The 24,706-nt window shown below is 72.0% G+C and carries 22 protein-coding genes and 3 riboswitches; of the genes, 6 read left to right on the forward strand and 16 right to left on the reverse strand.

Annotated features, from left to right (window positions below; translation table 11 throughout):
• Positions 1–107 precede the first annotated feature (107 nt).
• Entirely contained in the window at positions 108–653 is a 546-nt protein-coding gene (locus OG948_RS46410) for a YceI family protein (protein ID WP_331771049.1), read from the forward strand.
• Positions 654–920: 267 nt separating this feature from the next.
• Here the strand turns inward: OG948_RS46410 and OG948_RS46415 are convergent, their stop codons facing one another.
• Positions 921–2,144, reverse strand: coding sequence for an MFS transporter (locus OG948_RS46415; protein ID WP_406300647.1), 1,224 nt, complete (start codon positions 2,142–2,144; stop codon positions 921–923).
• 74 nt (positions 2,145–2,218) lie between these two features.
• The gene (locus OG948_RS46420; protein WP_331771051.1) at positions 2,219–2,851 is read right to left on the reverse strand and encodes an HAD family phosphatase; all 633 of its coding nucleotides are present in this window, start codon (positions 2,849–2,851) and stop codon (positions 2,219–2,221) included.
• Positions 2,852–2,912: 61 nt separating this feature from the next.
• Here OG948_RS46420 and OG948_RS46425 point away from each other — a divergent pair, with 61 nt between their 5' ends.
• The 5 genes from OG948_RS46425 (at position 2,913) to OG948_RS46445 (ending at position 6,031) form a co-directional block, all read left to right on the forward strand.
• Positions 2,913–3,671 (forward strand): DeoR/GlpR family DNA-binding transcription regulator, encoded by a 759-nt coding sequence (locus tag OG948_RS46425; protein ID WP_331771052.1) that lies wholly within the window; start codon positions 2,913–2,915, stop codon positions 3,669–3,671.
• Between the two features lie 123 nt (positions 3,672–3,794).
• Positions 3,795–4,214, forward strand: coding sequence for an SgcJ/EcaC family oxidoreductase (locus OG948_RS46430; RefSeq protein WP_331771053.1), 420 nt, complete (start codon positions 3,795–3,797; stop codon positions 4,212–4,214).
• A gap of 179 nt (positions 4,215–4,393) precedes the next feature.
• Entirely contained in the window at positions 4,394–5,176 is a 783-nt protein-coding gene (locus OG948_RS46435) for an aminoglycoside adenylyltransferase family protein (RefSeq protein WP_331771054.1), read from the forward strand.
• Positions 5,177–5,235: 59 nt separating this feature from the next.
• Positions 5,236–5,637 (forward strand): VOC family protein, encoded by a 402-nt coding sequence (locus OG948_RS46440; RefSeq protein ID WP_331771055.1) that lies wholly within the window; start codon positions 5,236–5,238, stop codon positions 5,635–5,637.
• A gap of 151 nt (positions 5,638–5,788) precedes the next feature.
• Positions 5,789–6,031 (forward strand): hypothetical protein, encoded by a 243-nt coding sequence (locus tag OG948_RS46445; RefSeq protein WP_331771056.1) that lies wholly within the window; start codon positions 5,789–5,791, stop codon positions 6,029–6,031.
• Between the two features lie 84 nt (positions 6,032–6,115).
• On the opposite strand, the gene OG948_RS46450 is transcribed toward OG948_RS46445, so the two are convergent.
• From OG948_RS46450 to OG948_RS46515, 14 genes are all read right to left on the reverse strand, one after another.
• Positions 6,116–6,754, reverse strand: a complete 639-nt coding sequence (locus OG948_RS46450; RefSeq protein ID WP_331771057.1) for a hypothetical protein — start codon at positions 6,752–6,754, stop codon at positions 6,116–6,118.
• A gap of 239 nt (positions 6,755–6,993) precedes the next feature.
• Positions 6,994–7,971: an ECF transporter S component gene (locus tag OG948_RS46455; RefSeq protein WP_331771058.1), complete on the reverse strand. Its 978-nt coding sequence runs from the start codon at positions 7,969–7,971 to the stop codon at positions 6,994–6,996.
• Positions 7,968–9,677 (reverse strand): ATP-binding cassette domain-containing protein, encoded by a 1,710-nt coding sequence (locus OG948_RS46460; RefSeq protein WP_331771059.1) that lies wholly within the window; start codon positions 9,675–9,677, stop codon positions 7,968–7,970. The genes OG948_RS46455 and OG948_RS46460 overlap by 4 nt, the downstream gene beginning before the upstream one ends.
• Positions 9,674–10,909, reverse strand: coding sequence for a CbiQ family ECF transporter T component (locus tag OG948_RS46465; protein WP_406300900.1), 1,236 nt, complete (start codon positions 10,907–10,909; stop codon positions 9,674–9,676). The genes OG948_RS46460 and OG948_RS46465 overlap by 4 nt, the downstream gene beginning before the upstream one ends.
• Positions 10,906–11,940 (reverse strand): hypothetical protein, encoded by a 1,035-nt coding sequence (locus tag OG948_RS46470; protein ID WP_331771061.1) that lies wholly within the window; start codon positions 11,938–11,940, stop codon positions 10,906–10,908. The genes OG948_RS46465 and OG948_RS46470 overlap by 4 nt, the downstream gene beginning before the upstream one ends.
• Complete coding sequence (locus tag OG948_RS46475) at positions 11,937–13,439, reverse strand: prenyltransferase/squalene oxidase repeat-containing protein (RefSeq protein ID WP_331771062.1); 1,503 nt, start codon at positions 13,437–13,439, stop codon at positions 11,937–11,939. Before OG948_RS46475 ends, OG948_RS46470 begins: the two co-directional genes overlap by 4 nt.
• Positions 13,440–13,537: 98 nt before the next feature.
• Positions 13,538–13,679: riboswitch (cobalamin riboswitch) on the reverse strand.
• 181 nt (positions 13,680–13,860) lie between these two features.
• Entirely contained in the window at positions 13,861–16,185 is a 2,325-nt protein-coding gene (gene metE, locus OG948_RS46480) for a 5-methyltetrahydropteroyltriglutamate--homocysteine S-methyltransferase (protein WP_331771063.1), read from the reverse strand.
• A 155-nt stretch (positions 16,186–16,340) separates the two neighbouring features.
• Positions 16,341–16,561: riboswitch (cobalamin riboswitch) on the reverse strand.
• 208 nt (positions 16,562–16,769) lie between these two features.
• Positions 16,770–17,303, reverse strand: a complete 534-nt coding sequence (locus OG948_RS46485; protein WP_406300648.1) for a flagellar hook-length control protein FliK — start codon at positions 17,301–17,303, stop codon at positions 16,770–16,772.
• Between the two features lie 185 nt (positions 17,304–17,488).
• A riboswitch (cobalamin riboswitch) is annotated at positions 17,489–17,563 on the reverse strand.
• 245 nt (positions 17,564–17,808) lie between these two features.
• On the reverse strand, positions 17,809–18,180 hold the full coding sequence (locus tag OG948_RS46490; RefSeq protein WP_331771064.1) for a signal peptidase I: 372 nt from the start codon (positions 18,178–18,180) through the stop codon (positions 17,809–17,811).
• Between the two features lie 42 nt (positions 18,181–18,222).
• Complete coding sequence (locus OG948_RS46495; RefSeq protein ID WP_331771065.1) at positions 18,223–19,560, reverse strand: low temperature requirement protein A; 1,338 nt, start codon at positions 19,558–19,560, stop codon at positions 18,223–18,225.
• A gap of 445 nt (positions 19,561–20,005) precedes the next feature.
• Complete coding sequence (locus OG948_RS46500; protein ID WP_331771066.1) at positions 20,006–22,003, reverse strand: IPT/TIG domain-containing protein; 1,998 nt, start codon at positions 22,001–22,003, stop codon at positions 20,006–20,008.
• 242 nt (positions 22,004–22,245) lie between these two features.
• Positions 22,246–23,187: a GNAT family N-acetyltransferase gene (locus OG948_RS46505; protein ID WP_331771067.1), complete on the reverse strand. Its 942-nt coding sequence runs from the start codon at positions 23,185–23,187 to the stop codon at positions 22,246–22,248.
• A 172-nt stretch (positions 23,188–23,359) separates the two neighbouring features.
• The gene (locus tag OG948_RS46510; RefSeq protein ID WP_331771068.1) at positions 23,360–23,842 is read right to left on the reverse strand and encodes an NUDIX hydrolase; all 483 of its coding nucleotides are present in this window, start codon (positions 23,840–23,842) and stop codon (positions 23,360–23,362) included.
• Positions 23,843–23,925: 83 nt separating this feature from the next.
• Entirely contained in the window at positions 23,926–24,645 is a 720-nt protein-coding gene (locus OG948_RS46515) for a maleylpyruvate isomerase family mycothiol-dependent enzyme (RefSeq protein ID WP_331771069.1), read from the reverse strand.
• Positions 24,646–24,706 lie beyond the last annotated feature (61 nt).

A 24,706-nucleotide genomic window follows, 5' to 3' on the forward strand; every position in this document is an offset into this window, starting at 1 on the left:
GAACACTCAACTTGTGGGTGCTATGTTCCTGAGCGTTCAACAAAACCCGTCGCGGTCTGCGGCGGCCGATCGACACATCCCGTCGCAGTGCACCCCAAGGAGCTCCCATGACCACCTCCGTCGAGACCGTTCCCGGCTACATCGCGGGCACCTGGGCCATCGACCCGGTCCACTCGGACGTCTCGTTCTCCGTACGCCACCTGGGCGTGGCCAAGGTGCGCGGGCGCTTCGACACCTTCGAGGGCTCGATCGTCACCGCCGAGAACCCGCTCGAGTCGACGGTCACCGCCACCATCGAGACCGCCTCGGTCAACAGCAACAACAAGATGCGGGACGACCACATCCGCAACGAGGACTTCCTCGACACCGACGAGTTCCCGAGCCTGACCTTCGTGTCCACCGGTATCCGCGCCGAGTCCTCCGTGGTCTACCAGGTCGACGGCGACCTCACGCTGCGCGGCGTGACCAAGCCGGTCACCCTCGAACTCGAGGTCAACGGCTTCGGTACCGGCTTCGACGGCAACCCGGTCGCGGGCTTCACCGCCACCACCGAGATCAGCCGCGGCGACTTCGGCGTCACCGGCGGCCCGGCGGGCGCGGCCGTGGGCGACAAGATCACCATCGTCCTGGAGATCGAGGCCAAGCAGGCGTGACACCCGCGCGCCGACCGGGCGCTCCCGTGCACCGCGGCGAGATCCGGTTCCGGTCCGCCGACCTCCGACCCGGTCGGACGTCGGCGGACCGTTGCGCCGGCGGTACGTGCGACGCCGGCACCACGCGGCGCCGCGGCACTCGGCGGATGTGCCGGACCGGTGGGCCCGCGTGCGCCGGGGAATCCCGTCCTGTGACCCCTCGGCGACCCCGCTCGGTGGCTGTGCGCGGCGACCCCTGGGCAACCCCTCGGCAACCGCGCTCGCCGCTCAGCCGCGACCGGCGCCGACCGACCGCCCGATCCGGGCGCAGCCCACCGCGGCCACCAGACACAGCACCGACAGGGCTCCCAGCAACAGCGGAATGGAGCCCGCCGAGGACGTGACCTCGAAGACCCCGCCGAGCAGCGGCGGGAAGGCGATGCCGCCGATCATCGAGGCCGCGATCACCCACGCGGCGGCGCTCGCCGAGCCCGGTACCCGGGCGGCGAGCCAGGCCAGGCCGGTCGGGAAGATCGGGGCGATGGCGAGCCCGACGCCCAGATAGGCGTACGGCGCCAACACCGGCACGGCCGCCAGGAAGAGGAAGCCGGTCATCGCTGTACAACCGGCCAGCACCACGATCTGCGGACTCAACCGCAGACTGATCGGCGCGACCAGGAACCGGCCGACGGTCATCGCGAGCCAGAACCCGGCGGTCGCACCGGCCGCGGTCGAGGTGGAATGGCCCAGCGCCTCCAGATGGGTGGGCTCCCAACCGCCGACGCCGGTCTCGATCCCGACGTGCAGGATGTACACGCCGACGAAGGCCGCCACGAGCAGCGCCGTCGTACCCGGCGCGGGCCCGGGGCGCGGAGCGCGGGTCCCGGTGCCGACCGGGGTGTCGCGCACCGCGAGCAGCGGTGGCACGAGCAGCACGCAGACCACGCCGCAGCCGACGAACACCGCCGGATAGCGGCCGGCGCCGAGTGCGCCGAGCAGGACCGGTCCGGCGATCGCACCGAGGCCGAAGTGCGCGTTGAGGATGTTGAGCATGGCCGGTCCGCGGCGACCGAATCCGGCCGCGACCATCACGTTGAGCCCGTAGTCGATGCCACCGAACCCGAGCCCCAGCACGAACACCGCGGCCAAGGCGAGCGGCCAACTCCCGGCGAGGCCGAAGCCGACCGCGCCCGCCGCCATCGACAGGCAGGACACGGCGAGGAGTTGGCGATCCGGACGGCGGCGTCGCAGCGCCGCGCCGCCGAGTACGCCCAGCAGCGCGCCGGCGAAGTGCGCGCTGAGCGCGAGGCCGGCTCCGGCGGGGCCGAGGTCGAACTCGTCGCGCAGCGCCGGGATGGCCGGTCCGTACAGCGCCTGGAGCGCGCCGATCAGCACGAAGGCCACACAGGCCGCGATCGCCGCGCCGGGTGGGAACGCCGGGGCGTCGTCCGGTGGCCCGGCGGCCGGCGCGGGTGCCGCCGGGTCCGGCGCCGGGGCGTCCTCGGTGCGCACGGTTCCGATCGTGGCCGCGCCCGGGTGCTCCTGTCGTCCGGGTCTGTCGCCGGGCCCGCCGTCGCGCCCGGCGCTCACCGGATCGATCCCGCGAAACGGGTCCCGGCGAGCGCGGCACGGAGCGTGGGAGTGTCGGTGAACAGCACCGATTCGATGCCCAACTCCCGGGCCGCGTCCAGGTTATCCGCACGGTCGTCGACGAAGAGGAGTTGGCCGGGGTGCGCGTCCAGCCGCTCGCACAGGTGCCGGTAGATGCGTGGGTCGGGCTTGGCCAGGCCCAGGTCGGCGCTGAACACCCGGTGCCGGAACAGCGCCGCCCAGGGCTGCTCTTCGATCCGTCGGGCCATCTCGGCCGGGGCGTTGGAGAGCAGCGCCAGGGCGATGCCCCGGTCGGCGAGTGCGCCCAACTCGGCCAGCAGGTCCAGGGTTTCCTGATTCAGGTGCATCCACGCGTCGAGATCCGCGGCCACCAGGAGGTCCACCAGTTCCGGATCCGGTGCGGGCCGTGCCAGGCCCGCGCACACCCCGCGCCAGAACCCGGCGGCGTCGGTGATGCCGGCGTCGTAGGCCGCCCGATCCGGCCAGTAGGCGGGCCACAACCGCTCCTGGGTGACCCCGAGTGCTCGGGCCAGCGCCTCCCCCGCGTGGTCCGGCGGTGGCATACAGATGACCCCGCCGAAGTCGAAGACGATCCACTCCGTGCGCATGAGAGCTCCTCGATCGAGTCGTCGATTGACTTTCGAACATACAGCACGTTTGATTGAACACATGGAAGGTGCGGAGCGGCAACTTTCGCTCATCGAGAGAATGCGTACGACGGAACGTGTCACCGTGGCCGAACTGGCCGAGGAGACCGGTTGCTCGGAGATGACCATCCGGCGCGACCTCGACCAACTCGCCGAACAGGGGGTCCTGCGGCGGGTCCGGGGTGGCGCGGTCAGCCTCGTGCTGCGCGGCGAGGTGCTGCCCTTCGGTGTGCGCGAGCACGAGGCGCCGGAGAGCAAACGCCGGATCGCCGCCGAGTTCGATTCCCTGGTCACCGACGGCGAATCGCTGATCCTGGACGGCGGCACCACGAGCCTGGCCATCGCGCGCGTGCTGGCCCGACGCCGGGTCACCGTGGTCCCGCTCGACCTGCACTCGGCCCACCTGTTGGGGAACGCGCCCGACGTCCGCCTGCTGGTTCCCGGCGGCCAGACCACGCCCGGCGCCCTGACGCTCGGCGGCCACCTCACCGAGACCTCGCTGCGCACACTGCGGGTGGACACCGCCGTGCTGGGCGTCTGCGGTCTGTCCGTGACACACGGGTTGACCGCCAACGACCTCACCGAGGTCCCGGTCAAGCAGGCGGCCATCGCCTCGGCGCAGCGCGTCGTCGCGGTCTGCGCCGGAAACAAGTTCGGTCGCACCGGCCTGGGTCACGTGTGCCCGGCCACCGACCTCGACATCGTGATCACCGACGCGAGCGCGCCGGCCGACGCGGTGTCGGGGCTGCGCGAGCTGGGCGTGGACGTACGGGTGGTGTGACGCGGCGCAGGGGTCGTTTCGGGGCTCCGACCAGGGTGATTGACTTCAAGTTTCCTTGAGGTTCCATACTCGTTCCCGGAGGGCGCGCCGCCCTTGCGACACCAACCACTCGGGAGAGTTCACATGAGCACCGAATCGTCCGACCTCGTCGCCATCCGTCGTCTCGTCGCGGACGCAGTGCGGCTTCAGAACGATATCGAGGGGCTCATGGCGCTGCACACCGCCGAGGTGAACATCGTCAATTTCGGGGGACGCCGCGTGTCCGGCCGGGCCGCGCTGACCGCGGCGATGCGACAGGCGTTGGCCTCGCCCCTGGCGGATGTGACCACCACCGCCGAGATCCAGGACGTGCACTTCGTCCGCGCGGACGTGGCGATCGTGGCCTGCCTCAAGCAGGTCTTCGACGGACGGCCGAACGTCGGCGCGGAGGACTCGGCCACACCCGCCCTGCCCGCGTCCTCCGGACAACTCACCTACGTGCTGGTCAAGGAGGACGACGACTGGCGGATCGCCTCGGCCCAGACCACCCCGATCCTGGGCTGATCTCGACCGCGCGGGGGCCTGCCGACTCGGGCGCGACTCGGCAGGGCCCACCCGCGCCTCTGCCACGCCGGCCGAAACCGGTTGGTGCCCGGGAGGTCGACTTCCTACCATGCGATGCAGGCGAAGGGGTGGGCCGCCTGTCGGCGGCCCGCGTCCGGCAAGGGACGGAGAGCACACGGGTGGCATCGACCGATGACGTCGTTCGCGTGGTGCGCGACACGCTCGACACCAACGACGTCATCGGCATGTACCTGCACGGTTCCGCCGTGCTCGGCGGCCTGCGCCCGCACAGTGATGTGGACGTGCTGGTCGTCGTGCGCCACGGCACCACGACGACGCGACGCCGGGCACTGGTCGAGGCGACCTTGGAGATCTCCGGCGAGCGCGCCCGACACGGGCCCGCGCGGCCGGTGGAGTTGACCGTCGTCGTGCAATCCGAGGTCAGGCCGTGGCGCTACCCGCCGCGCTGCGAGTTCCAGTACGGCGAGTGGCTGCGCGAGGAGTACGAGCGTGGCGAGACGCCGGCACCGACATCGAGCCCGGATCTCGCGCCGCTGATCACGATGGCGCTGCTGGGCCGGGCGCCGCTGCTCGGGCCGCCACCGGACGAGGTGCTCGACCCGGTCCCGCGCGCCGACCTGAATCGGGCGATCGTGGCGGGCGTACCGGAGTTGCTCGGCGAGTGGGCGACCGACACCCGCAACGTGCTGCTGACCCTGGCCCGGATCCGAACGACGCTCGCGACCGGGGTGATCACCTCGAAGGACGCCGCCGCCGACTGGGTGCTCGCACGCCTCCCGGCCGAGCACCGACCCGTGCTCGCCCGGGCACGGGCCGGCTATCTCGGCGCCGAGCGCGAGGATTGGCAGGACCTGTTGCCTCGGGTGCGGGCGCTGACCGAGTACCTGGCTGCCGCGATCGAGCGCTCGGCGCGCGAAACGGGGTGCGCGGGCGCGCAGTAGGCTCGGGCGATCCCGCTCGAACGGGTGGGCGGGCACAGCGGCCACGAAGGGCGGAACACGTGTCGAAGGCGAGCTTCTCCGGCGTCCACCATGTCGCATTGAACGTACGTGACCTGGACGCGTCGGTCCGGTGGTATTCCGAGGTTCTGGACTTCGCACCGCTGATCCCGTGGGACACCGACGACTTCGAGCGGCGGATCATGCGTCACCCGAGCGGCGTCGTCGTCGCCCTGACCCGGCACCGGCACCCGGAGGCGGGCGCCGAGTTCGAGGAGCACGTGACCGGACTCGACCACCTGGCCCTGACGGTGGACTCCCGGGCCGAACTGGACGCGTGGGAGGCCCGGTTGACCGAAGCCGGTGTCATCCACTCCGGGGTCCGGGTCACCCCGAGGACCGGATTCACCCTGATCGCGTTCCGGGACCCCGACAGCATCCAACTGGAGTTGTACCTCGCATAGTGCCGGACGGTCGCCGCACGCGATCGCCCCCGACCCCGTGCTTGCCGGCAACTCCCCCCACATATAAGGAAGTTGTTCGGAAAGGATCTTGACGGCGCCTCGGCCGACCTGAAGCATGAGCGTTCGTACATGATCGACGAACGGGGGAAGCATGTCGAAGTTGACACGTCGCGTGGCGGGTCTGGCGCTCGCCGCGACGGCGTCGGTGGGATTGGTGACGGCGGGGGCCGGTTCGGCGCAGGCCGCGGGCGGCACTTACATCGCCACGTACCGGTATCTGTCCGAGTGCCAGAACACCGGCGCGATGTACGTGCACTATGCCGGCGCAAGCACGTACCACTGCACCGGCAACGGCGCGGTCGGGTTCTCGCTGTATGTGGAGTACTGGGCCTGACCCGGCCACGGGTACCGCCTCTCGACGAGGGGCGGTATCTCGGATCACCGCCTGGTTCGGCCCCCGCGGGGACGGGTGCGGCGGTCAGCCGGCCGTGGCGGCCAGGCGGCCGGGGGCGGCGGATCGGCGGCGACGCAGGTAGGCGATGGTCACCGCGGCGAGCAGCGGGCCCCACAGCACGAGTGGCGCGTAGGACACGTAGTAGTAGGCGGATTCCCAACCGCCGGCCCGCGACGGGAAGTCGTCCGGCAGCGGATCGCCGTTCAGCTTGGTCTGCGTCACCTCCGTGAGGACTCCGATCGCCGTCCACATCAGGGTGAGAACGGTCGCCCCGATCGCGGCGGGCACCGCGGCGGCGGCCGTCGGCACCCGGCGGCCGCGCAGAATCGGGACCCAGCGTGGGAACACCTCGCCCCAGCGGGCGATCAGGCCGATCGCCGTGAACGCGAGGAGTTCGGACAGGACGGACAGCAGCACGACGTAGCCGTCCATGGCCCAGTCCGGCAACATCCCCCCGCGCTTGTCGTCACCGAAGATCACCCCGAGGCGCCAGACGCTTGACGGCAGGACGACCAGGGGCACGGCGTACGCGGCCCGACGCGCCCAGGTCGGCACCCCCGGGACGGGCTCGTGCGCGGCCCGCCAGACGCGTCGCAGCCGGCCGGCGGACGTTCGCGCGGTCTTCGAATCCGGGTGCGTGGCCTGCGATTTCGCCTGGTGCATCAGTGTTCCTCCCGTTGACGGACCGATCGGTCCCTGCGCTACGAACCTCCCAGAGGTCGGCGTGGGCGCGGATCGCTCGACGGTCGGAACCGGGCTACGCGTCAGGGCTGATCGGTCCCCCCTCGCGGGTACGCCGCCGGTCGCCCGGGCAGGCGTCTCGGGTCCGATGACAAGGCGCCGGGTACGCCCGAGGTCGCGGGGGTGCGGTCGGGCCCGCCGGCGCGATGAACGAGGACGGATCAACGGTTTCGGTCACGAGTGCGACCGTGCGCGGTGCCGCCTCCCTTCGGCGGTACCTTTCCCTCCGCGGCGGCCGTGCCGGCCGTAGTGCCCGCCGTGCCCGCGGCTTCTGCGGTGCCCGCCCTCGGGTGGTCGGCGTCCGCCCGGGCGGGTTCGAAGACGATCGGCGCCTCGAACGCCGCTCTGCGGGACGCGCGGCGCAGCGCGGCCAGCACTGCCGGGCCCACCAGCACGATCGCCACGCAGTTGGTGATCGCGCGCCCGGTGTCCCAGCCGAAGGTGGACGTGAGCATGGTGAACACGAAGAACCTGTGCAGGTTGTCCAGGATGCCGTCGCCGGGTACGAACGCTGGGCCGACCATGCTCTCCGAGTCGGCCAGGAACGGCCAGAACCACATGTTCATCAGGAAGCCGAAGGCATACGCGGAGAACACCCCGTAGCCGGCCAGCATCACGATCTCGCTCCTGCCGCGCACGCGTTGCGGCAGCAGCCCCGCGCCGAGGCCGACCCACGCCGAGGCGAGCATCTGGAAGGGCAACCAGGGCCCGACCCCGGCGGTCAACAGGGCCGAGGCGAACAGGGACGTACAGCCGAGCACGAAGCCGAAACCCGGCCCGAACACCCGCCCGGCCAGCACGAGCATGAAGAACACCGTCTCGATGCCCGCGGTGCCGGCCCCCAGCGGACGCAGGGCCGCGTTGATCGCGGACAGCACGCCGAGCATGGCCAGCGCCTTGGAGTCGAGACCGCCGCTGGTCATCTCGGCCAGCACCACCGCGACCACGAACGGCAGGGTGACCGCGAAGATCAGCGGCGCGTCGCCCGAGTGCGCGGCCGATTCCGGGGAGGGCGAGGCGAACAGCGGCCACAGGAACATCGCCAGGCCCGCGATCGAGGCGATGGTGAGCACGATCGCGGTGCGCGGGGTGATCCGGATGGCGTTGCTGCGTTTGGTCGGGGTCGGTGCGATCGTCATCCGGTCGTCTCCCGGTCTGCGGCACGGCCGCGAACGTCGCGTGGAGCGGGCGCGGACTCCGACGGGACGGGCCGCGAACGGTCGGTGGCGTCGGCCGCGTCGGCGGCAAGGGCGTCGCCGACCGTGGCGACGGTCAGCCACTCCGCGGGGGCGAGGATCTTGGCCACCTGTGGCGCGAACGCCGGTGAGGACACCACGACCTCGGCGGTCGGGCCGTCCGCGACGATGTCGCCCTCGGCCATCACCACCACACGGTCGGCGACCTGGGCGACGAATTCGACGTCGTGTGTGGCGAGCACGATCGCCCGTCCGGCGTCCGCGAGTTCACGCACCACGCGGACGAACCGCCGCTTCGCGTGGTAGTCGAGCCCTCGGGTGGGCTCGTCCAGCAGCACGACCTGTGGCGCGGCGACGAGTTGGATGGCCAGGACGAGCGCGAGGCGCTGCCCCTCGGAGACGTCGCGCGGGTGCAGGGCGCCGTCGATGTCGGGCGCGATGCGGTCCAGCAACGCCCGGCACGCGCCGGCCTCGACACCGGATTCCCGGTCGGCCTCGGCGCATTCCGCGTCGACGGTCTCCAGGTAGAGCAGGTCGCCGGGGGTTTGCGGGACCAGGCCGACCAGTGCGCGGGCGCGCTGTGGGGCGGCCTTGCCCGGATCGTCGCCGGCGACGTCCACCGTGCCGCCCTGGCGGGGTCCGGAGCCCTGAAGGGCCCACAGCAGCGAGGACTTGCCGGAGCCGTTGCGGCCCATCAACGCGGTCACCCGCCCGGGAGGCAGGTCCAGATCCAGGCCGCGTACCGCGATCACGTCGCCGTAGCGCACGATGATCCGGCGTGCCGTCAACAACGAGGCCGACGGGCCGGCGGGCGGACCCGGCTGCGGCGGCGTCCGGCCGGCCAGGCGTGCGCGCAGCGGCGCGGCCAGGCGGCGGGCGTCGCGCACCGACAGCGGCAGGGGTGACCAACCGGCGAGCCGACCGAGTTCGACCACCGGTGGGGCGATGTCGCAGGTCTGAAGGATCTCGGCAGGCGGGCCGTCGCGGACGGTGCGGTCGCCGGGCAGGTGCACGAGTCGGTCGGCGTACTGCACCACACGTTCCATGCGGTGCTCGGCGACGATCGCGGTGATGCCCAGGTCGTGGACCAGCCGGGTGATCGCGGCGAGTACGTCCTCGGCGGCGGTCGGGTCCAGCGCGGAGGTGGGCTCGTCCAGGACCAGTACGCGCGGGTGCGCGGTGAGCACCGAGCCGATCGCGACGCGTTGTTGTTGGCCGCCGGAGAGGGTGCGCAGCGGGCGATGGCGCAGTTCGGCGATGCCCAGCAGGTCCAGGGTCTCCTCGACGCGCTTGCGCATGACCGGCGAGGGGATGGCCAACTGCTCCATGCCGTAGGCGAGTTCCTCCTCGACCGTGTCGGTGACGAAACCCGCGAGGGGGTCCTGGCCGACCACGCCGACCAGATGCGCGAACTCGCGCGGCGGCCGGGAGCGGGTGTCGATGCCGTCGACGAGCACGCTGCCGCGCAGGGTGCCGCCGGTGAAGTGTGGGACCAGACCGTTGATCGCGCCCAGGAGGGTGGACTTGCCGGCCCCAGTGCGACCGACGACCAGGCACAACTCCCCTTCGGGAATGCTCAGTTCGACGTCGCGGAGCGCGGGTTCGGGCGCGTCGGCGTAGGTGATGGTGACGTCGCGGAATTCGATCACCGGACGGACTTCTCCCTGATGGTGGTGCCGGCATCGGCCGGGCCCGGGGTCGGTGTGCGGGCCGTCGCGTCCGGCCGGGGCACGGTGTCGCCGAGCCGGGGCACGGTGAGCGGGGGCGGCGGTGCCAGCCACGCGGGCAGCGCGCCCACGACCAGCGCGAGCACCGGCAGCGGGGCCAACTCGGGCCACGCGAGCGGGCTCAGCGACGGATAGAGGTTCCCGGCGTCGATCCGGCTGGTCAGGTAGAGCAGCGCACCGGTGCCCAACCCGCACGCGGCGACCGCGAATTCGGCGAACCGCCAGCGGTCCGGCAGGTAGACACTGCGGTTGATCCGCCGGCCGGTGAGCACGAAGCCGATACCGGCGACCAGGATCCCGCCGGGCAGCATGGTCGCGCCCAGATAGCGCGGGGCGCTGCCGTCGAGCAGCGCGTACACCCCCACGCAGACGCCGATCAGGCCCACCAGGGTCAGTACGCCGGTGAGCAGTCGGATGGCCCGAGGCAGGTGCCGGTTGCGGCCGTACCCGCGCGAGTCCATCGCGGCGGCGAGCGCGAGGGAGCGGTCCAGCGCGTCCTGGAGCACCGGGATCGCGATCGAGCGCAGCGCCCGCATGCCCTTCTGCGCGCCGCCGCGCAGCCGGCGGGCGCGGCGTACCCGATGCACGCTCTCGATCAGTTGGGGTGCCACCGACAGCGCGACCACCACGGCCGCGCCCACCTCGTACAGCGCCGCGGGCACCGCCTTGAGCATGCGTTTCGGGCTCGCGAGTGCGTTCGCCGCGCCCAGGCACACGATCATCGTGGCCAGCCGCAGCCCGTCGTAGAACCCACCCAGCACGTGCTCCAGGGACACCGGGCCGAACAGGTGGATGCCCGCCGCCCACGCGGGCAACGGGATCTCCGGGAGGTCGACGAGCACATGGCCGCTCGCGGCCCCCGCACCGAAGATGATCCGGAACAACACGCGCATCACGATGATGAACAGGCCCAGGAACAGGTACATGCGAAACGCCTGCGCCCACGGCGCGTCGCCGCGCCGGTTGGCGACGACGAATCCGGCCACGGCCAGGATCAGCGCCAGCAGCAGCGGGTTGGTGGTGCGACTTGCGGCGGTGGCCAGGCCCAGCGCCCACAACCACCAGGCGCCGGGATGCACGGTGCGCGGCAACCGGCTACCGCCAAGCCGGAACGCGGCGGCAGACGGCCGGTGCCCCGCCCGGGGCGTGCTCAACTCGACCCGTCGGCGCGCGTACGTCGACGCCACGTGGTGAACCCGGCCGCCGCGCAGATCGCCACGAGCAGGGCTGTCCCGACGATGGTCGTGGCCGGGATCCCGTCGCGCTTCCTGGTCGCCAACTCCTCCCCTCCGGTCCAGGTCTGACCTTGTGGAGTGATACCGGAGGGTTGAGTGGAGGCGCCTGGTGAGCCCGGATCGGTGGAGGCGGTCGCGGACGTCTCGGCCGCGGCGGGGGCCGAGGGTGCCGCGGACTCGGTGGGTTGCTCGGACTCCATCGGGTTGCCGGCGACACCCGGCCCCGGCGCGAGGGGGTCGGTTCCCGAGGTCGTGGTCGTCGAACCCGACGACGCCGTCCCGGTCGTGCCGGGCGCACCCCCACCGGAGTCGGTGCGGCCTCCGTTCCCGGCCGAGGTCGTACCGCCGCCCGATCCGCCGTTGGCCGGCGGCGGTTGCGGGTTGTTCGTCGCGGGCGAATTCGGCGGTGTGGGCGTCGCCGGGCGTGCCGGTGCCACGCGCGGGGGCGGGTTGGTGGTCTCGGTCTTGTTCTTGGAGAACGACCAGCCCTCGAAGCTGCCGGGCGGCGGCTTGCGGTTCATCACACCCCACTGGCTGTACGTCCACGAACCGCCGTTGGGGGAATGCCAGTACGACCAGTAGGCGCCGGCCGGAGGCGTGTCGATGCACGGCTCGGAGTTCGCGCCGGGCTTGCCCTCGACCCGGCAGATGAACGCCTCGCCCCAGCGGGCCACACCGGCTATCTCGATGCCCGCGTTCTTGAGCGCGGCGTGGCCGGTGGCCTGGTCACCTCGTGCGCAGCGCACGATGGTCGTGCCGCCCAGTTCCTGGAAGTCGATCACCACCGTGACACCGTTGGCGTCCGGGCAGTAGCCGGGGGTGCCCTTGGAGGTGTCGACCGCGTGCGCGGTCGGCGCGGCGACGGTGACCTGGGCGGTGGCGGGCAGCGCGAGCAGGGCAAGCGCGGTGACCACGCGGGCTGTTCGGCCGCCACTCCCGCGGCGCCTCATGTGTGCTTTCCGCTCTTGCGCCGCGCGCCGGCGCGGACGGCGAGGCCGGTGCCGACCAGTCCGAGGGAGAGCATGAGCAGCCCGCCGACCTGGGCACCGGTCCTGGCGAGGCTTCCGCCGCCGCCCTTCGTGGTGCCGCCACCACCCGAGCTGCTCGTGCCGCCCGACACCGAACCGCCGGTGCCGGCGGCGGTGGTCGTGGTCGTCGCGGACGCGGTGATCGACGCGCTCGCGGTCTGGCTGAGCGAGGTGGTGGGTGTGGCGGACGTCGACGCGGACGGCGTTTGCGACCCGGTGTGAGTGGCCGAGCCGGTGGGCCCCGGGGTGCCGGAGTCGGTCGGCTTCGGCGAGGTCGTGGCGGTACCGGTCGGCTGGGTGGGGGCCTTGCCGAGGTCCCCGAGCGGGACGTCGGTCAGCACGAGCAGGGCCTGTGGGGTCGCGCGGCGCCATTGGTCGCGCTGGAAGTCCGGAATGCCCTCGGCCTGGGCCGAGGTGAGGGCCTCCGCGTTGTAGGCGATCGTGCCGACGTCCTTGGTCGCGGCGCCCGCGTTGTCGGTGGTGATCTGGTGCTTGGCCACCCACGCGGCGGCCTTGTCCGCCTCGGTCGGGAAGCCGGCCGCGTGCAGGGCCTGGCCGGCCAGGCCGGTGCTGTTGGTGTTCGATGCCGCGGTGGGTCCGGAGCCGCCGAACGAACCGTCCTCGCGCTGTTTGGACTTCAGCCAGTCCGCGCCCTTCCTCGCTGCGGCCGCGGCACCGACCGACTTGCTCTCGGTCGCCGCGGAGAGCAGCGCCTGCACGGCCATGCCGGTCGAGTCCGGGTCCAGCACGGTGGTCGGGGTGTCCTGGCAGGTTGCGCCGGTGCTGCCCAACTGGCCCGGGTACAACCGGAATCCGCCGCTGGGGCACTGCTGCTTGATCAGGAAGTCCACCGCGCTCTGCGGCACCCCACCGCTGCGGGCCAGGCCCAGCACGGCCAGCGACTGCCCGAACGCGTTGCTCGAGTCGGGACTGCCGGTGAGCTTGTCCCGGATGCGACCCGCGTCGTCGCCGGCGTCCGCCCCGGCGATCAGGTCGAGCGTCTCCGCGCGCATGTCCAGGTCGCCGAACCTGGTCGGATCGCGGTCGGCGACCACGGCGGCGAAGAGTACCTTCGCGGTGGCACCCGCGATCCGCGAGCCGGGCATGCCCCACTCCTCGGCGCTGTTGTACTTGCGGATGTTGGCGGCCACCGCGTCCGCCGCGGCCTTGAGCGCGACGGGCTGCGAGCGGGTGGCCGACAACGCCATCATCGTGTCGATGGTCAGGCCCCAGTCGGAGCCGGCGAAGCCCGGTATGCCGCCGTCGACCAGTTCCCCGGCCTGCCATTTCGCCGCCGCGACGGCGTTGTCGGCGTGCGGGTTCGCGGCGTCTGCCGACGCGGAGAAGACGGGGGAGGCCGCGACCAGGACCGCGCCGCAGACCGCGACGGCGCCGGTGTTCCTCACGGTGAGCCAGGACATCGATGGGACCCTTCCGAGACCAACGCGTCCCGGGAGCCGACCGATGCCGGGCATCGGTCGGGGGTCCGGGCCTCAGCGTGTAGTCCACGACAGCTGGAGCCTTCAATTCGTACGCACCCAGGCATTCCGACTCGCGGCGGCCTGTCGGCCACCGCCTACGGTTGCGGGTCAGTGCCGGATTTCGACCGGCTTCCCCTGGGTTTCGAACTATGAAGTTGAGGGTGCCGACACACGTCGGCATGTGCAGCATACGGAGCATTCCGGCTGTCGGACAACAGCACGAGCGGGCGATCACGGTGCCGTTCGTCACCAACCGTGAGCCCGCGGCGGACAATCGCGCACCGTTCGGGCGCGCGTGGCCGCCGGGACGACCCCGGACCGCCGGGGCGGGGCGCGCCTGCCCCGCCCCGGCGGTCTCGACTCAGGACGCGGCGTCGGGGAGCGTCGCCCGTACCTCGCGCGCCGCCGCCACCAGGTTCTCCAGCGAGGCGCGAACCTCGGGCCAACCGCGGGTCTTGAGGCCGCAGTCGGGGTTGACCCACAGCCGCTCGGCGGGGATCGCGGTCAACCCCTCGCGCAGCAGAGCGCTCACCTCCTCCGCACTCGGGACGCGCGGGGAGTGGATGTCGTACACACCGGGACCGGCCTCGCGCGGGTAGCCGTGGGCGGCGAGTTCCCGGGCGACCTGCATGTGCGAACGGGCGGCCTCCAGGCTGATCACGTCGGCGTCGAGGTCGTCGATCGCCTGCACGATGTCGCCGAACTCGGCGTAGCACATGTGCGTGTGGATCTGGGTGGCCGCGTGCACGCCGGAGGTGGTCAGCCGGAACGACTCGGTGGCCCAGGCCAGGTATTCGGCGCGGTCCGCGACGCGCAGCGGCAACGTCTCGCGCAGCGCGGGTTCGTCCACCTGGATGACCGAACCACCGGCTGCCTCCAGGTCGTCGACCTCGTCGCGCAGCGCCAGGGCGACCTGCCGGGCGGTGGTTCCGAGCGGCTGGTCGTCGCGCACGAACGACCACGCGAGCATCGTGACGGGTCCGGTGAGCATGCCCTTGACGGGGCGGTCGGACAACGACTGGGCGAACGAGGTCCAGCGCACGGTCATCGGCTCGGGACGGGAGATGTCGCCGGCCAGGATCGGCGGGCGCACGTACCGGGTGCCGTAGGACTGGACCCAGCCGTGCCGGGTGGCCACGTATCCGGTGAGTCGTTCGGCGAAGTACTGCACCATGTCGTTGCGTTCGGCCTCGCCATGCACCAGGACGTCGATCCCGGCCTTCTCCTGGAAGGAGATCACGTCGCGGATCTCGGACTCGATGCGTTCCTCGTAGCCCGCCTCGTCGATGCGTCCGGCGCGCAGATCGGCGCGGGCGGTGCGCAGTTCGCCGGTCTGCGGAAAGGAGCCGATCGTGGTCGTGGGCAGCAACGGCAGCCCCAGGTGCGCGCGTTGGGTCGTGGCGCGCTCGGCGTAGGGCAGGCTGCGCCGGCCGTCCGCGTCGGTGACCGCGGCGGCGCGGGCGCGTACGGCGGGGTCGTGGGTCAGCGCGGAGGCCTTGCGCGCGGCCAGGTCGGCCCGGTTGGCGGCGAGGTGGGTCGCGATGATGTCCGTGCCCTGGCCCAGGCCGCGGGCCAACGTGACGATCTCCTCGGTCTTTTGCCGGGCGAAGGCGAGCCATCGGGAGATCTGCGGGTCGATATCGCGCTCGTCGCCGGCGTCCAGGGGCACATGCAACAGGGAGCAGGACGCGGCCACGTCGACGCGCTCGGCCAGGCCCAGCAGGGTGCCCAGGGTGGCCAGCGACCTGCCGAGGTCGTTGATCCACACGTTGCGCCCGTCGACGACGCCGGCGACCAGGCGCTTGCCGGGCAGTCCGCCGACGGCGGCCAGGGCGTCCAGGTTGGCGCACGCGGCTCCGGTGAAGTCGAGGGCGAGCCCCTCGATCGGCGCCTTGGCCAGGATCGGCAACGCCTCGCCGAGGCGGTCGAAGTACGAGGCGACCAGCAGCCTGGGCCGGTCCGCGAGCGCGCCGAGGTCGCGGTAGGCGCGCGCGATGGCGTTGAGTTCGGCGAAGCTGCGGTCCTGGACCAGCGCGGGTTCGTCCAGTTGCACCCACTCGGCGCCGGCCGCGCGCAGATCGGCGAGCACCTCGGCGTACACCGGCAGCAGTCGGTCCAACAGGGTCAGCGGCTGGAAGTCGGCCGCGACACCGGGCGCGGGCTTGGCGAGCAGCAGATAGGTGATCGGGCCGACCAGTACGGGCCGGGCGGTGACGCCCTGTGCCACGGCCTCCTCGAACTCGGCGACCTGCTTGCGGGAGTTCGCGGAGAACACGGTGTCGGGGCCGAGTTCGGGGACCAGGTAGTGGTAGTTCGTGTCGAACCACTTGGTCATCTCCAGCGGCGCCACCTCCTGGGTGCCGCGCGCCATCGCGAAGTAGCCGTCCAGGGCGTCGGCTTCGACGGCCGCACGGTGGCGGGGCGGGATCGCGCCGACCATCACGGTGGTGTCCAGGACGTGGTCGTAGAGCGAGAAGTCACCGGTGGGCACCTCGTGCACGCCGGCATCGGCGAGCCGATCGCGGTTGGCGCGGCGCAGTTCGGCCGCGGTGTCGCGAAGCCCGTCGGCGGTGACCCGACCGGCCCAGTAGCCCTCGATGGCCTTCTTCAACTCCCGGCGCGGGCCCTGTCGGGGGTAGCCGTACACGGTGGCGCGGGTTGCCGCGGCTGCGGACTTGGTGGTCACGGAACTCTCCTTCGCGAGCTGTCTCCGGAATCCCGGGACGGATCGAGGGCGCGAAGGGAGGGCAAGCCGCGGGGCCGTTTCGGCGCTGTCGCGCACGTGTGCCACCGGGTTGTCCGCCGACCCGCCCACGAGGTCACCGAGATCACCGTGCGCCTCGTCGGCACACGGGCAGTGGCAGGTCTTCGGACTCGTGGGCGCGTCCACCGAAAGGGCGGACTCCTACTGGCCGTCGCTTCCCGGGCCCGACTCGGGCCCAGTGCTGTTGACGGCGGTCGTTCCCACTCACCGCTGCGGGGCAGTCCCGGATTCACACCGGGTTCCCTCTTACGACGCGCCTGCCTGGCGGGCAGGGCGAACCGACTGCGTCCGTCAGCTTAGCCGGCGATGGGCGCGTTCGGCAGGCGAGTCCACCCGGTGGACGGTGAAACGAGGTACGCGCGACGCGGACGCCGATCGGGCAGGCGTGCGCGGTCCGTTCCCGGCGTTCGTTCCGACCGAATCACGCGCGTCGGCGATGACCCGGCGGAACGAACGCGGTCGCGGAGCCGAAGACGACCTCGCTTCGGATCCGGCGTCGGCCGGCCCTACGGGCGCGTGGGGGCCACGCGCGGTGGCGGGTTGGTGGTCGACGTCTTGTCCTTGGAGAAGGACCAGCCCTCGAAGCTGCCCAGCGGGGGCTTGCGGTTGCTCGCGCCCCACGAGCTGTAGGTCCAGGTGCCGTTGTTCGGCGCGTGCCAGTACGACCAATACGCCGACGCCGGAGGGGTGTTGACGCAGGGCTCGGTGTCCGTGCCGGGCTTGCCCTCGATCCGGCAGATGAACGCCTCGCCCCACCGGTTCGTGCCCTGGATCTGGAAGCCGGCGTTCTTGAGCGCGGCCAGACCGGTGGCCTGATCGCCGGGCGCGCAGCGGGTGAGCGTGGCGCCGCCGAGTTCCTGGAAGTCGACGATCACGGTCACCCCGTTGGCGTCCGGGCAGACGCCGGCGGAGCCCTTGGTGGGGTCGATGGCGTAGGCGGCGGGTGCGCTCACGGTGATCTGGGCGGTGGCGGGCAGCAGGAGAAGGGCGAGTGCCCCGACCAGCCGGCCTATTCGAGCCTTGTTCCCACGAAATTTCACGTGCGGATTCCCTTCGTGCGACGGGCGTCGGCACGAGCGGCGAAACCGATGCCGACCGGGCCGAGCGATGTTCCTCACAGGACCGCCGACCCCCGGCATCGCGCCGACGAGACACCGCCGGACGTGAAATCCGGGCTTCAGCGTGCAGTCCACGACAGCTGGAGCCTTAAACTCGTACGAATCCAGGCATTCCGACTCGCGGCGGCCTGTCGGCCACCGCCTACGGTTGCGGGTCAGCGCCGGATTTCGACCGGCTTCCCCTGGATTGCGAACTATGCGGTTGTGTCGCCGACCCGGACCGGGTCGGCTTGCGGAGCGTACGAGATGAGCCGCTCGTCGTACAACGGGTCGCGCGAGCAACGCACGGTGCCGTTCGTCACCGGGTGGGAGGCGCCGCCCGGGAGGCGCCGGCCGAAAAGCGTCGGCCGCAGCGGCACCGCCCTGAAGGTCGGCCGACACGGTGGCCGGCCTGGGGGTGGGCCGCGGCGCCGGCGCGCGCCGCCGCTCAGGTGGGTTCGTCCACCCGATACCCCGGCACGGACGGCCACCGCACCGTGAGCACCACCGACTCCTCCTCGGCCGCCCAGGAGTGGTCGACACCGCGACCCCACACCACGTAGTCGCCCTGCTTCGCCAACAACACGCTGCGGCCCGGCAGTTCGACCCGGAACCGGCCGCTGATCAGGATCAGCAGCGCGGTCCGCGCCTCACCGGTCACCCACTCGGCGCGCGCGTCGCCGGGCGGGTGCACGCCCCACTTGATCTCCACCGCCTCGCTGTGCCGAGGATCGCCGACGTCCTTGAAATGGCCGAGCAGCCACCCCCGGTCCAGCGCCGCGTCCGGGCCCGCGTTGCCCACGTACACGCTGTCGTTCATGGCCGGGGACGCTAGCAGAGCAGGCTCCCCGGCCCCGAAGAGTCAGGCAGCCGCGGTCACCTGCCGCGCGTCCGGCTCCTGCGTTGCGCGGACCTGGCGGAGGTGGTCGGACACGGTCATGACGACGAGGAGCACCGTGGCGGCCGCGAGTACCGCCCAGCCCGCGCCCGCGACGGACGCGATGAGGGGTACCGCCACCACCGCGGTGACGATGTGTCCCTGGACCGGGCCGGTGGCCAGCACGAAGCGGTGCCACGCGTGACCCGCCAGGAAGGTGGCCAAGCCGGTCCCCAGCCACCAACGGTTCGTGTCGCCGCCCAGGTGATGGATGGCGTCCGAGATGCCCGCCGCGATCAGCACGATGCCCGCGATCATCACCGCGTGGGCCAGGCCGAACGCCACGTAGCCGAGCATCTGTCGACGCTCGACCGAGGCCTCCGACATGGCGCGCACGGTGCGTTCGTCGTCGCCGCCGAAGTATGTCCACCAGATGCCGGTGGCGACCGCGATGCCGAGCAGGATGCCCCCCGCGAGCTTCCAGTCGACCGGTCGACCGCCCGCTCCGATGCCGACGGCCACGACCGATTCGCCGAGCACGATCAGGATGATCAGGCCGTGCCGCTCGACGAAGTGGTGCGGCTCGACCACGAAGCCGCGGATCCGACCGATCACCATCGACAGGTACATCACCACCACGGCCGCCACCCAGCAGGCCCAGGTGCCGGCGTCCGGCAGGTGCGGCGCGACCAGGATCAGCAGGCCGCCCGCCGCGTTGAACGGCGCCAGGCGCAGGATCCCGGAGCGGGCCGAGGGCTCGGACGCGGTCAGGAACAGCGCGACGTGCATCCCGACGGCGACCAGGAACGCGAGGCCGAATGCCCAGCCGTCCGGGTCGAACGCGTACGGAAGGTCCAGGCCCATCACGAAGAACGAGGTCATCGTGAGCGCCAGCAGCAGCCGGACCACCGTCGCGTCGGGGCGGACCGCGTTCGTCAACCAACTGAAGGCGCCGAACATCCACCACATCGCCGCCAGCGGCAACATGCCCTGGAGCAGCCCGGTCCAGCCCGGGTGCGACTCCACCTGGTGGGTGGCCTGGGTGAGCACGAACACGAAGACGAGGTCGAAGAACAACTCGATCGGGGTCACGCCGGTGGGCCGCTCGTTCTCGGCCGGCGTCTCGGTCGGGTCGTGCGGGAGTTCGAGCGGAATCTCGTAGCCGAGGTCGAGATCGGATCCGGATCCGGATCCGGATCCGGATCCGGGCGTGGCTGCGGCTTCGGGTGCGGATCCGGCCGGCGGGGTCTTCGCGGATGCGGACTGCGCCGGTATCGAGGCGTCGATCCGATCGGGTTCACGGGGTGTCGAGGAGGGGCTCATGCGTTCGCTTTCGTGTGTCCCGGGGTGCGCCCATCGGGGGGCCGAGGCGCGGCACCGAAGTGCGATCCGACCGAGATGCGACCCGGTCCGGAGTGGAGTCGCGCGCGTGCGCGGGCCCATCATCATCGCGACTTCCGCTTCGGCACAGGGGGATTCCGTCGCGTTCGCGATCGGCGTAGCCCGGGCACACGCCGCGGCGGGCCGGTAGTCCGGCCCGCCGCAGGTGTCCTGTCTACCCGTCGGAAGCGATCCGGGGCAGTGGCTCGCGTGTTCCGGCTACCCGGCACCGACGGCGGCCCGCGTATATCGGCTGTCCCGGGCCGACGCCCGCTCACGCGTGCGGGCCGTCGCGCCTCGCACGGGGCCGACGCGCACCGGCCGCCCGAAACCGCGCGGACCGGTCGCCCCGAGCCCGCGCGGACCGACTACCCGAAGCGAGGCCCGCTCAGGAGCAGAAGATGAGCAGCGACGTGATCGCGGTGCACGAAGCCGAGGAGCTGTTGTTGGCCGGATTGGGGTCGTTGGGCGTGCTCGCCACGCGGCTCGCGGTGACCTCGTACTCGGCGCCCAGGCTGAGCAGGGCGACCGGTGCGGTGAAGTGCCGGGTGGTCGTCGCGTTGCCGGCCAGCGGGCCGACCGTGCAGGTGACCGTGCGGTCGGCCACCGAGCAGTCCGGCGACGTGACGGTCATCGGGACCGGCAGCGGCGCCGTGACGGTGGTCGAACCGAGCGCGTCGGGGCCCCTGTTGGTGATGGTGACCGTGTAGTCGATGCGCGCGTTGAACAACGACGGCACGCCGGTGGCCCGGAGTGTCACCGCCACGTCGGCCGCGCTCGCGATGTAGGTGTATCGGTCGCCGGGACCGGTCGCGCTGGTTCCGCCGGCGGTGCTCACCTGTACGTCCACCTGACCGGACGGGCCGGGCGGCGCGGTCGCCGTGCAGGTCGTCGCGGTGCAGGACACCGAGCCGGCGGGCCGGCCGGGGCCGAAGGTGACGCCGGTCGCGCCGGCGAGGTTGGTGCCGGTGATGGTGACCACGGTGCCGCCGGCCGCGGGGCCGGAGCCGGGGCTGATCGAGGTGACCGTCGGGGCGGCCAGGTAGGTGAAGCGGTCCGCGGGTGTGGTCGCGCTGGTGCCGCCCGGACCGGTCACGGTGACGTCCACGGTGCCGGGTGTGCCGGGCGGCGCGGTGGTGGTGATGGTGGTGTCGTTGACGACGGTGTAGGAGGGGGCGGGGGTCGCGCCGAACGCGACGGCGGTGGTGCCGGTGAATCCGGTCCCGGTGACGGTCACCGCGGTGCCGCCGGCCGCGGGGCCGGAACCGGGGGTCACCGAGGTGACGGTGCGCGATTGCGGGACGCCGACGACGACGATGCCGTACGGGGTGTTCCCGACCGGGATGGTGGCCACCACGGTGTCGGACGCGGTGTCGATCACCGACACGTCGCCGGACACGGCGTTGGTGGTGTACACGAATCCGCCCGCGACGTGCAGCGTGAGGTTGGCCGGATAGCTGCCCACCGCCACGCTGTCGATCACCGTGTTCGTGGTCAGGTCGACCACCTTGACGGCGGCCGGGAACGCGGAGACGTAGGCCCTGGTCCCGGCCGCGTTCACCGCGACGTTGCTGCCCTCGGCGATCGGGACGGTGGCGGCGAGCGCACCGCCGGCGGTCAGGTCGAGGACCCACAGGCCGGATTGGTCGTCCACGGCGTACAGGCGCCTGCCGTCGGGGCTGAGCGCGGCACCGTCGGGCGAGCCGCCGAGTGCGATGGTCGCGCCGACGCCGGCGGTCGCGGTGTCGATCACCGAGACGTTGTGGCCGGCGTTGTTGACGGCGTACACGTGCGCGCCGTCCGGGGCCATCAGTACGGCGATCGGACCGGTGCCCACCGCGATGGTGGCGGTGGGGGTATTGGTCGCCGTGTCCACGACCAGAACGGAATTGTTCTGGGCGACGTACAGGCGGGTGTCGGTCGGGTCGACGGCCATCGCGAACGGCGCGCCGGTGGTGGCGATGGTGCCGGTGACGGTGTCGGTCGCGGTGTCGATCACGGAGACGCCGGCCGAGCCGAAGTTGGCCACGTACACCCGGGTGCCCGCGTGGTTGGCGGCGAGCCCGTAGGGACCGCTGCCCACCGGGATGGTCGCCGTGGTGGTGTTGTTCGCGGTGTCGATCACGGACACCGTGTTCGAGCCCGAGTTGGCGACGTAGGCGGACACCCCGGGACGGGCGGCGGAGGCGGGGGCGGCCTGGGCGACCAGGCCGGCGAGGAGCAGGGTCGCGGCGGCGATCAGGGCGATCGGCCTGCGGGGGTTGCGGAGGCGATGGGGGCCGTACGGGTGGCGCGTTCGGTACGGGTGGCGCGCCTCGGGTGCCTGGGCTAAGCGGCGGCGCCGGCGGTTCGGTTCGTGGCCGTGGAACGCGGAACGGAGCGACATCGGGATCCCCTCCCTGAAGATGGACCACACCCGGCCGTCTCCCTCGGGGCACGTCGATCCCCGCCCCGTACGATCCTCGGGCCCCCACCCGAATCGAGACGGCCGCGAATCACGGATCGCGATTCGTCGGTGCATCGCCGGAAACGTACCGGCGGGCGGGTGGCCGTGTGACCGAAATGGTCAAATGACGGCGATGGGGCGGGAGTTGGTGTAGGTGCGGGGCGGGGATGCTCGACCGCCGGCTACTCGGGGGCGGAGAAGACCATGCGGACCTCGGTGGTGCGATAGCCGGCCCGGCGGAAGGCGGCGACCATCGGGGCGTTCGTCGTATCGGTGGTGGCGGTGATCAGTTCGGCGCCTCGGTCGGCGTGCAGCCGGGTGATCTCGGCGAGCAGGTCGGCGACGTAGCCGCGGCCGCGCAACTCGGGGACGACGCCCAGGTACCCGACGTTGGGGTGGTAGGGCGTCGCGGACGGGATGGCCAGGCCGACCAGGGTTCCGTCGGCGGTGTGCGCCAGGCGCCACCACTCGCGTCGGCCCGGGCAGCCGAGGTAGAAGTCCATCTCCTGGCGGGCGACGACCTCCGGGCCGTGCGCGGCCAGGCCCTTGCGCGTCTCCGCGTCCAGGCTGCCCTCGGCGATCCGCCGGAACACGGCGAGGAACGCGTCGTCGTCGGCCTCGGTGAAGGTGAGTCGTCCGGAGCCGGCCGGTACGCCCACGTCCGGCGACCACTCGAAACGCAACCGCTCGACCTCGTGGCTCAGACCGGCCGCGAGCGCGGCTTCGCGCCGCCAGGCGAGTGCGGCCGAGGCGGCGGGGTCCTCGCGCCACCCCCCGGTCAGCGTCACGTTGTACAGCGGCAGCCGGTCCGCACCGGCCGCGCGGAACGCCCGCAGGCTCGCCGCGATCAACTCGGCGCCGATCGCGGCCCGGTCCTCGACCTGCGCGTCGACGTACAGGCAGTCCAACGCGACCGGATGCGCGCTGTCGGCCGGGCCCCACCACAGCGCGCGGGCCAGGATCCGGCCGTCCCGCTCGGCGATCCAGGTCCACTCCGGCCGATACATCCCGTCCGCCGCCTCGGCGAGGTACCGATCGGCGGAGATCGAGCCGATCGGCTCGTCGACCTCGCAGGCGAGGACGCGTGGGAGATCGGATTCGGTGATGGAGCGGAACGACGACAACCTTGCCTCCGGGCGCCTGTGGATGATGTTCGCGAATGCGAAGCAGGCGTCGAATCTACGCGCGGGGCGCGGTTGCCGTTCGTTCGGGTCGGGGCCTCGGCGGGTACGGGCTCGAGTCAGTGCCTCGGCGGGTATGCGCTCGAGTCAGTGCCTCGGCGGGTATGCGCTCGAGTCAGTGCCTCGGCAGGTACACGGCGCGGCCGAGGCCGCGGGCCTCCATCGCTGCCGGCACGCGCGGGGCGACGGTGCTCGGCAGGAGTTGCGCGGCTCGGTCGAGGGTGACGAAGGCGTAGTCGTCGAGTTCGTCCTCCTGGATCCGGATCGCGGCGATCCGCTCGGGCGTCAGGGTGCCGCCGTCGAAGGTCCAGCCGGTCAGCGGTCGCGGCCTGGGATCCTGCTCGGGCACCCAGTCGATCACCAGCAACTCGCCGACGTCCAGGTCGAGTCCCAGTTCCTCGCGCAGTTCCCGCGCGCACGCGTCGTGCGGCGACTCATTGCGATCGACGAAGCCGCCGGGCAGATTCCAGTAGTCGCGGTAGTTGGGTTTGACCAGGAGCACCCGGTCCTCGACATCGGTGATCAGCGCGGAGGCGGCTGCGTACAGGGTGGGCAGTTGCTCGTACCACTGCTCGGGCGGCAGGAACTCTTTGGTCACCCGATCGACCCTAACCGCATCGGAACCGGTCCGGAGCCGGGCGGGGTTCCGGCACCACACGACTCACCCCGACTCACCCCGACTCACCCGGCGACGAAGCGATCCCGGTGCTCGCCGCGCAGCCGACCGGGCGGGAGCCGACGGCCGAACGCGACCAGGAGGAGGTCCTGACCCGAGCCGGTCAGTGGCGTGCCGGTGCCGTAGGACCAGTCCAGGTCGTCGGCACGTAGCTGCACGCCGGTCAGGTCGACGCCGAAGAACTTGACGCCTCGGGGGCTGATCGCATCCAGCAGGATGCGCAGCCGGTCCTCGGGGACGGTGCGATCCAGGCCGAGCGCGACCGTGATGTCCAAGCCGTGCACCACGTCGTGACCCAGGCCCGCCGTACGCCCGCCCGGCGGCTTCCAGGGGTGCTCCGCGTTGTCGGCGAGCGCGGCGGCGATCTCGTGCGTCGACAGCGCGGCCGCGTCCGCGCGGGCCAAGCGGTCGGTCGTGCGATGCAGGTTGCCTCCGGACTTGAGCAGTTCCAGGCCGACGCGGGGCAGCGAGTAGCGAAAGCCCATGGACATGTGGGCGGCCACCTCGCGCACCCGCCACCCGGCGCAGAGCGAGGGCGCGTCCCACTGGTCGGCTCGGAGATCGGCCAACAGGGCGGCCAGGTCCCGGCGTTCGGCCGCGATGGCGGCCTTGAGTCGCGCGTCGGCGGGCGGTGGGGTGTTGGGGCTCGAAGTGCTCGAAGTGCTCGGGGGGTTCGGGGTGCTCGGGTCGTTCGGTGGTGGCGGTGGGTTCGCGGGGCCGGTCATGTGATCAAGCGTGGCGAGGCGTGATCGATAAGTCCAAGACGCATCTTTTCTCGGACCTAGA

Origin of the sequence: Embleya sp. NBC_00888, assembly GCF_045207655.1 — a bacterium.
Lineage (GTDB): Bacteria > Actinomycetota > Actinomycetes > Streptomycetales > Streptomycetaceae > Embleya.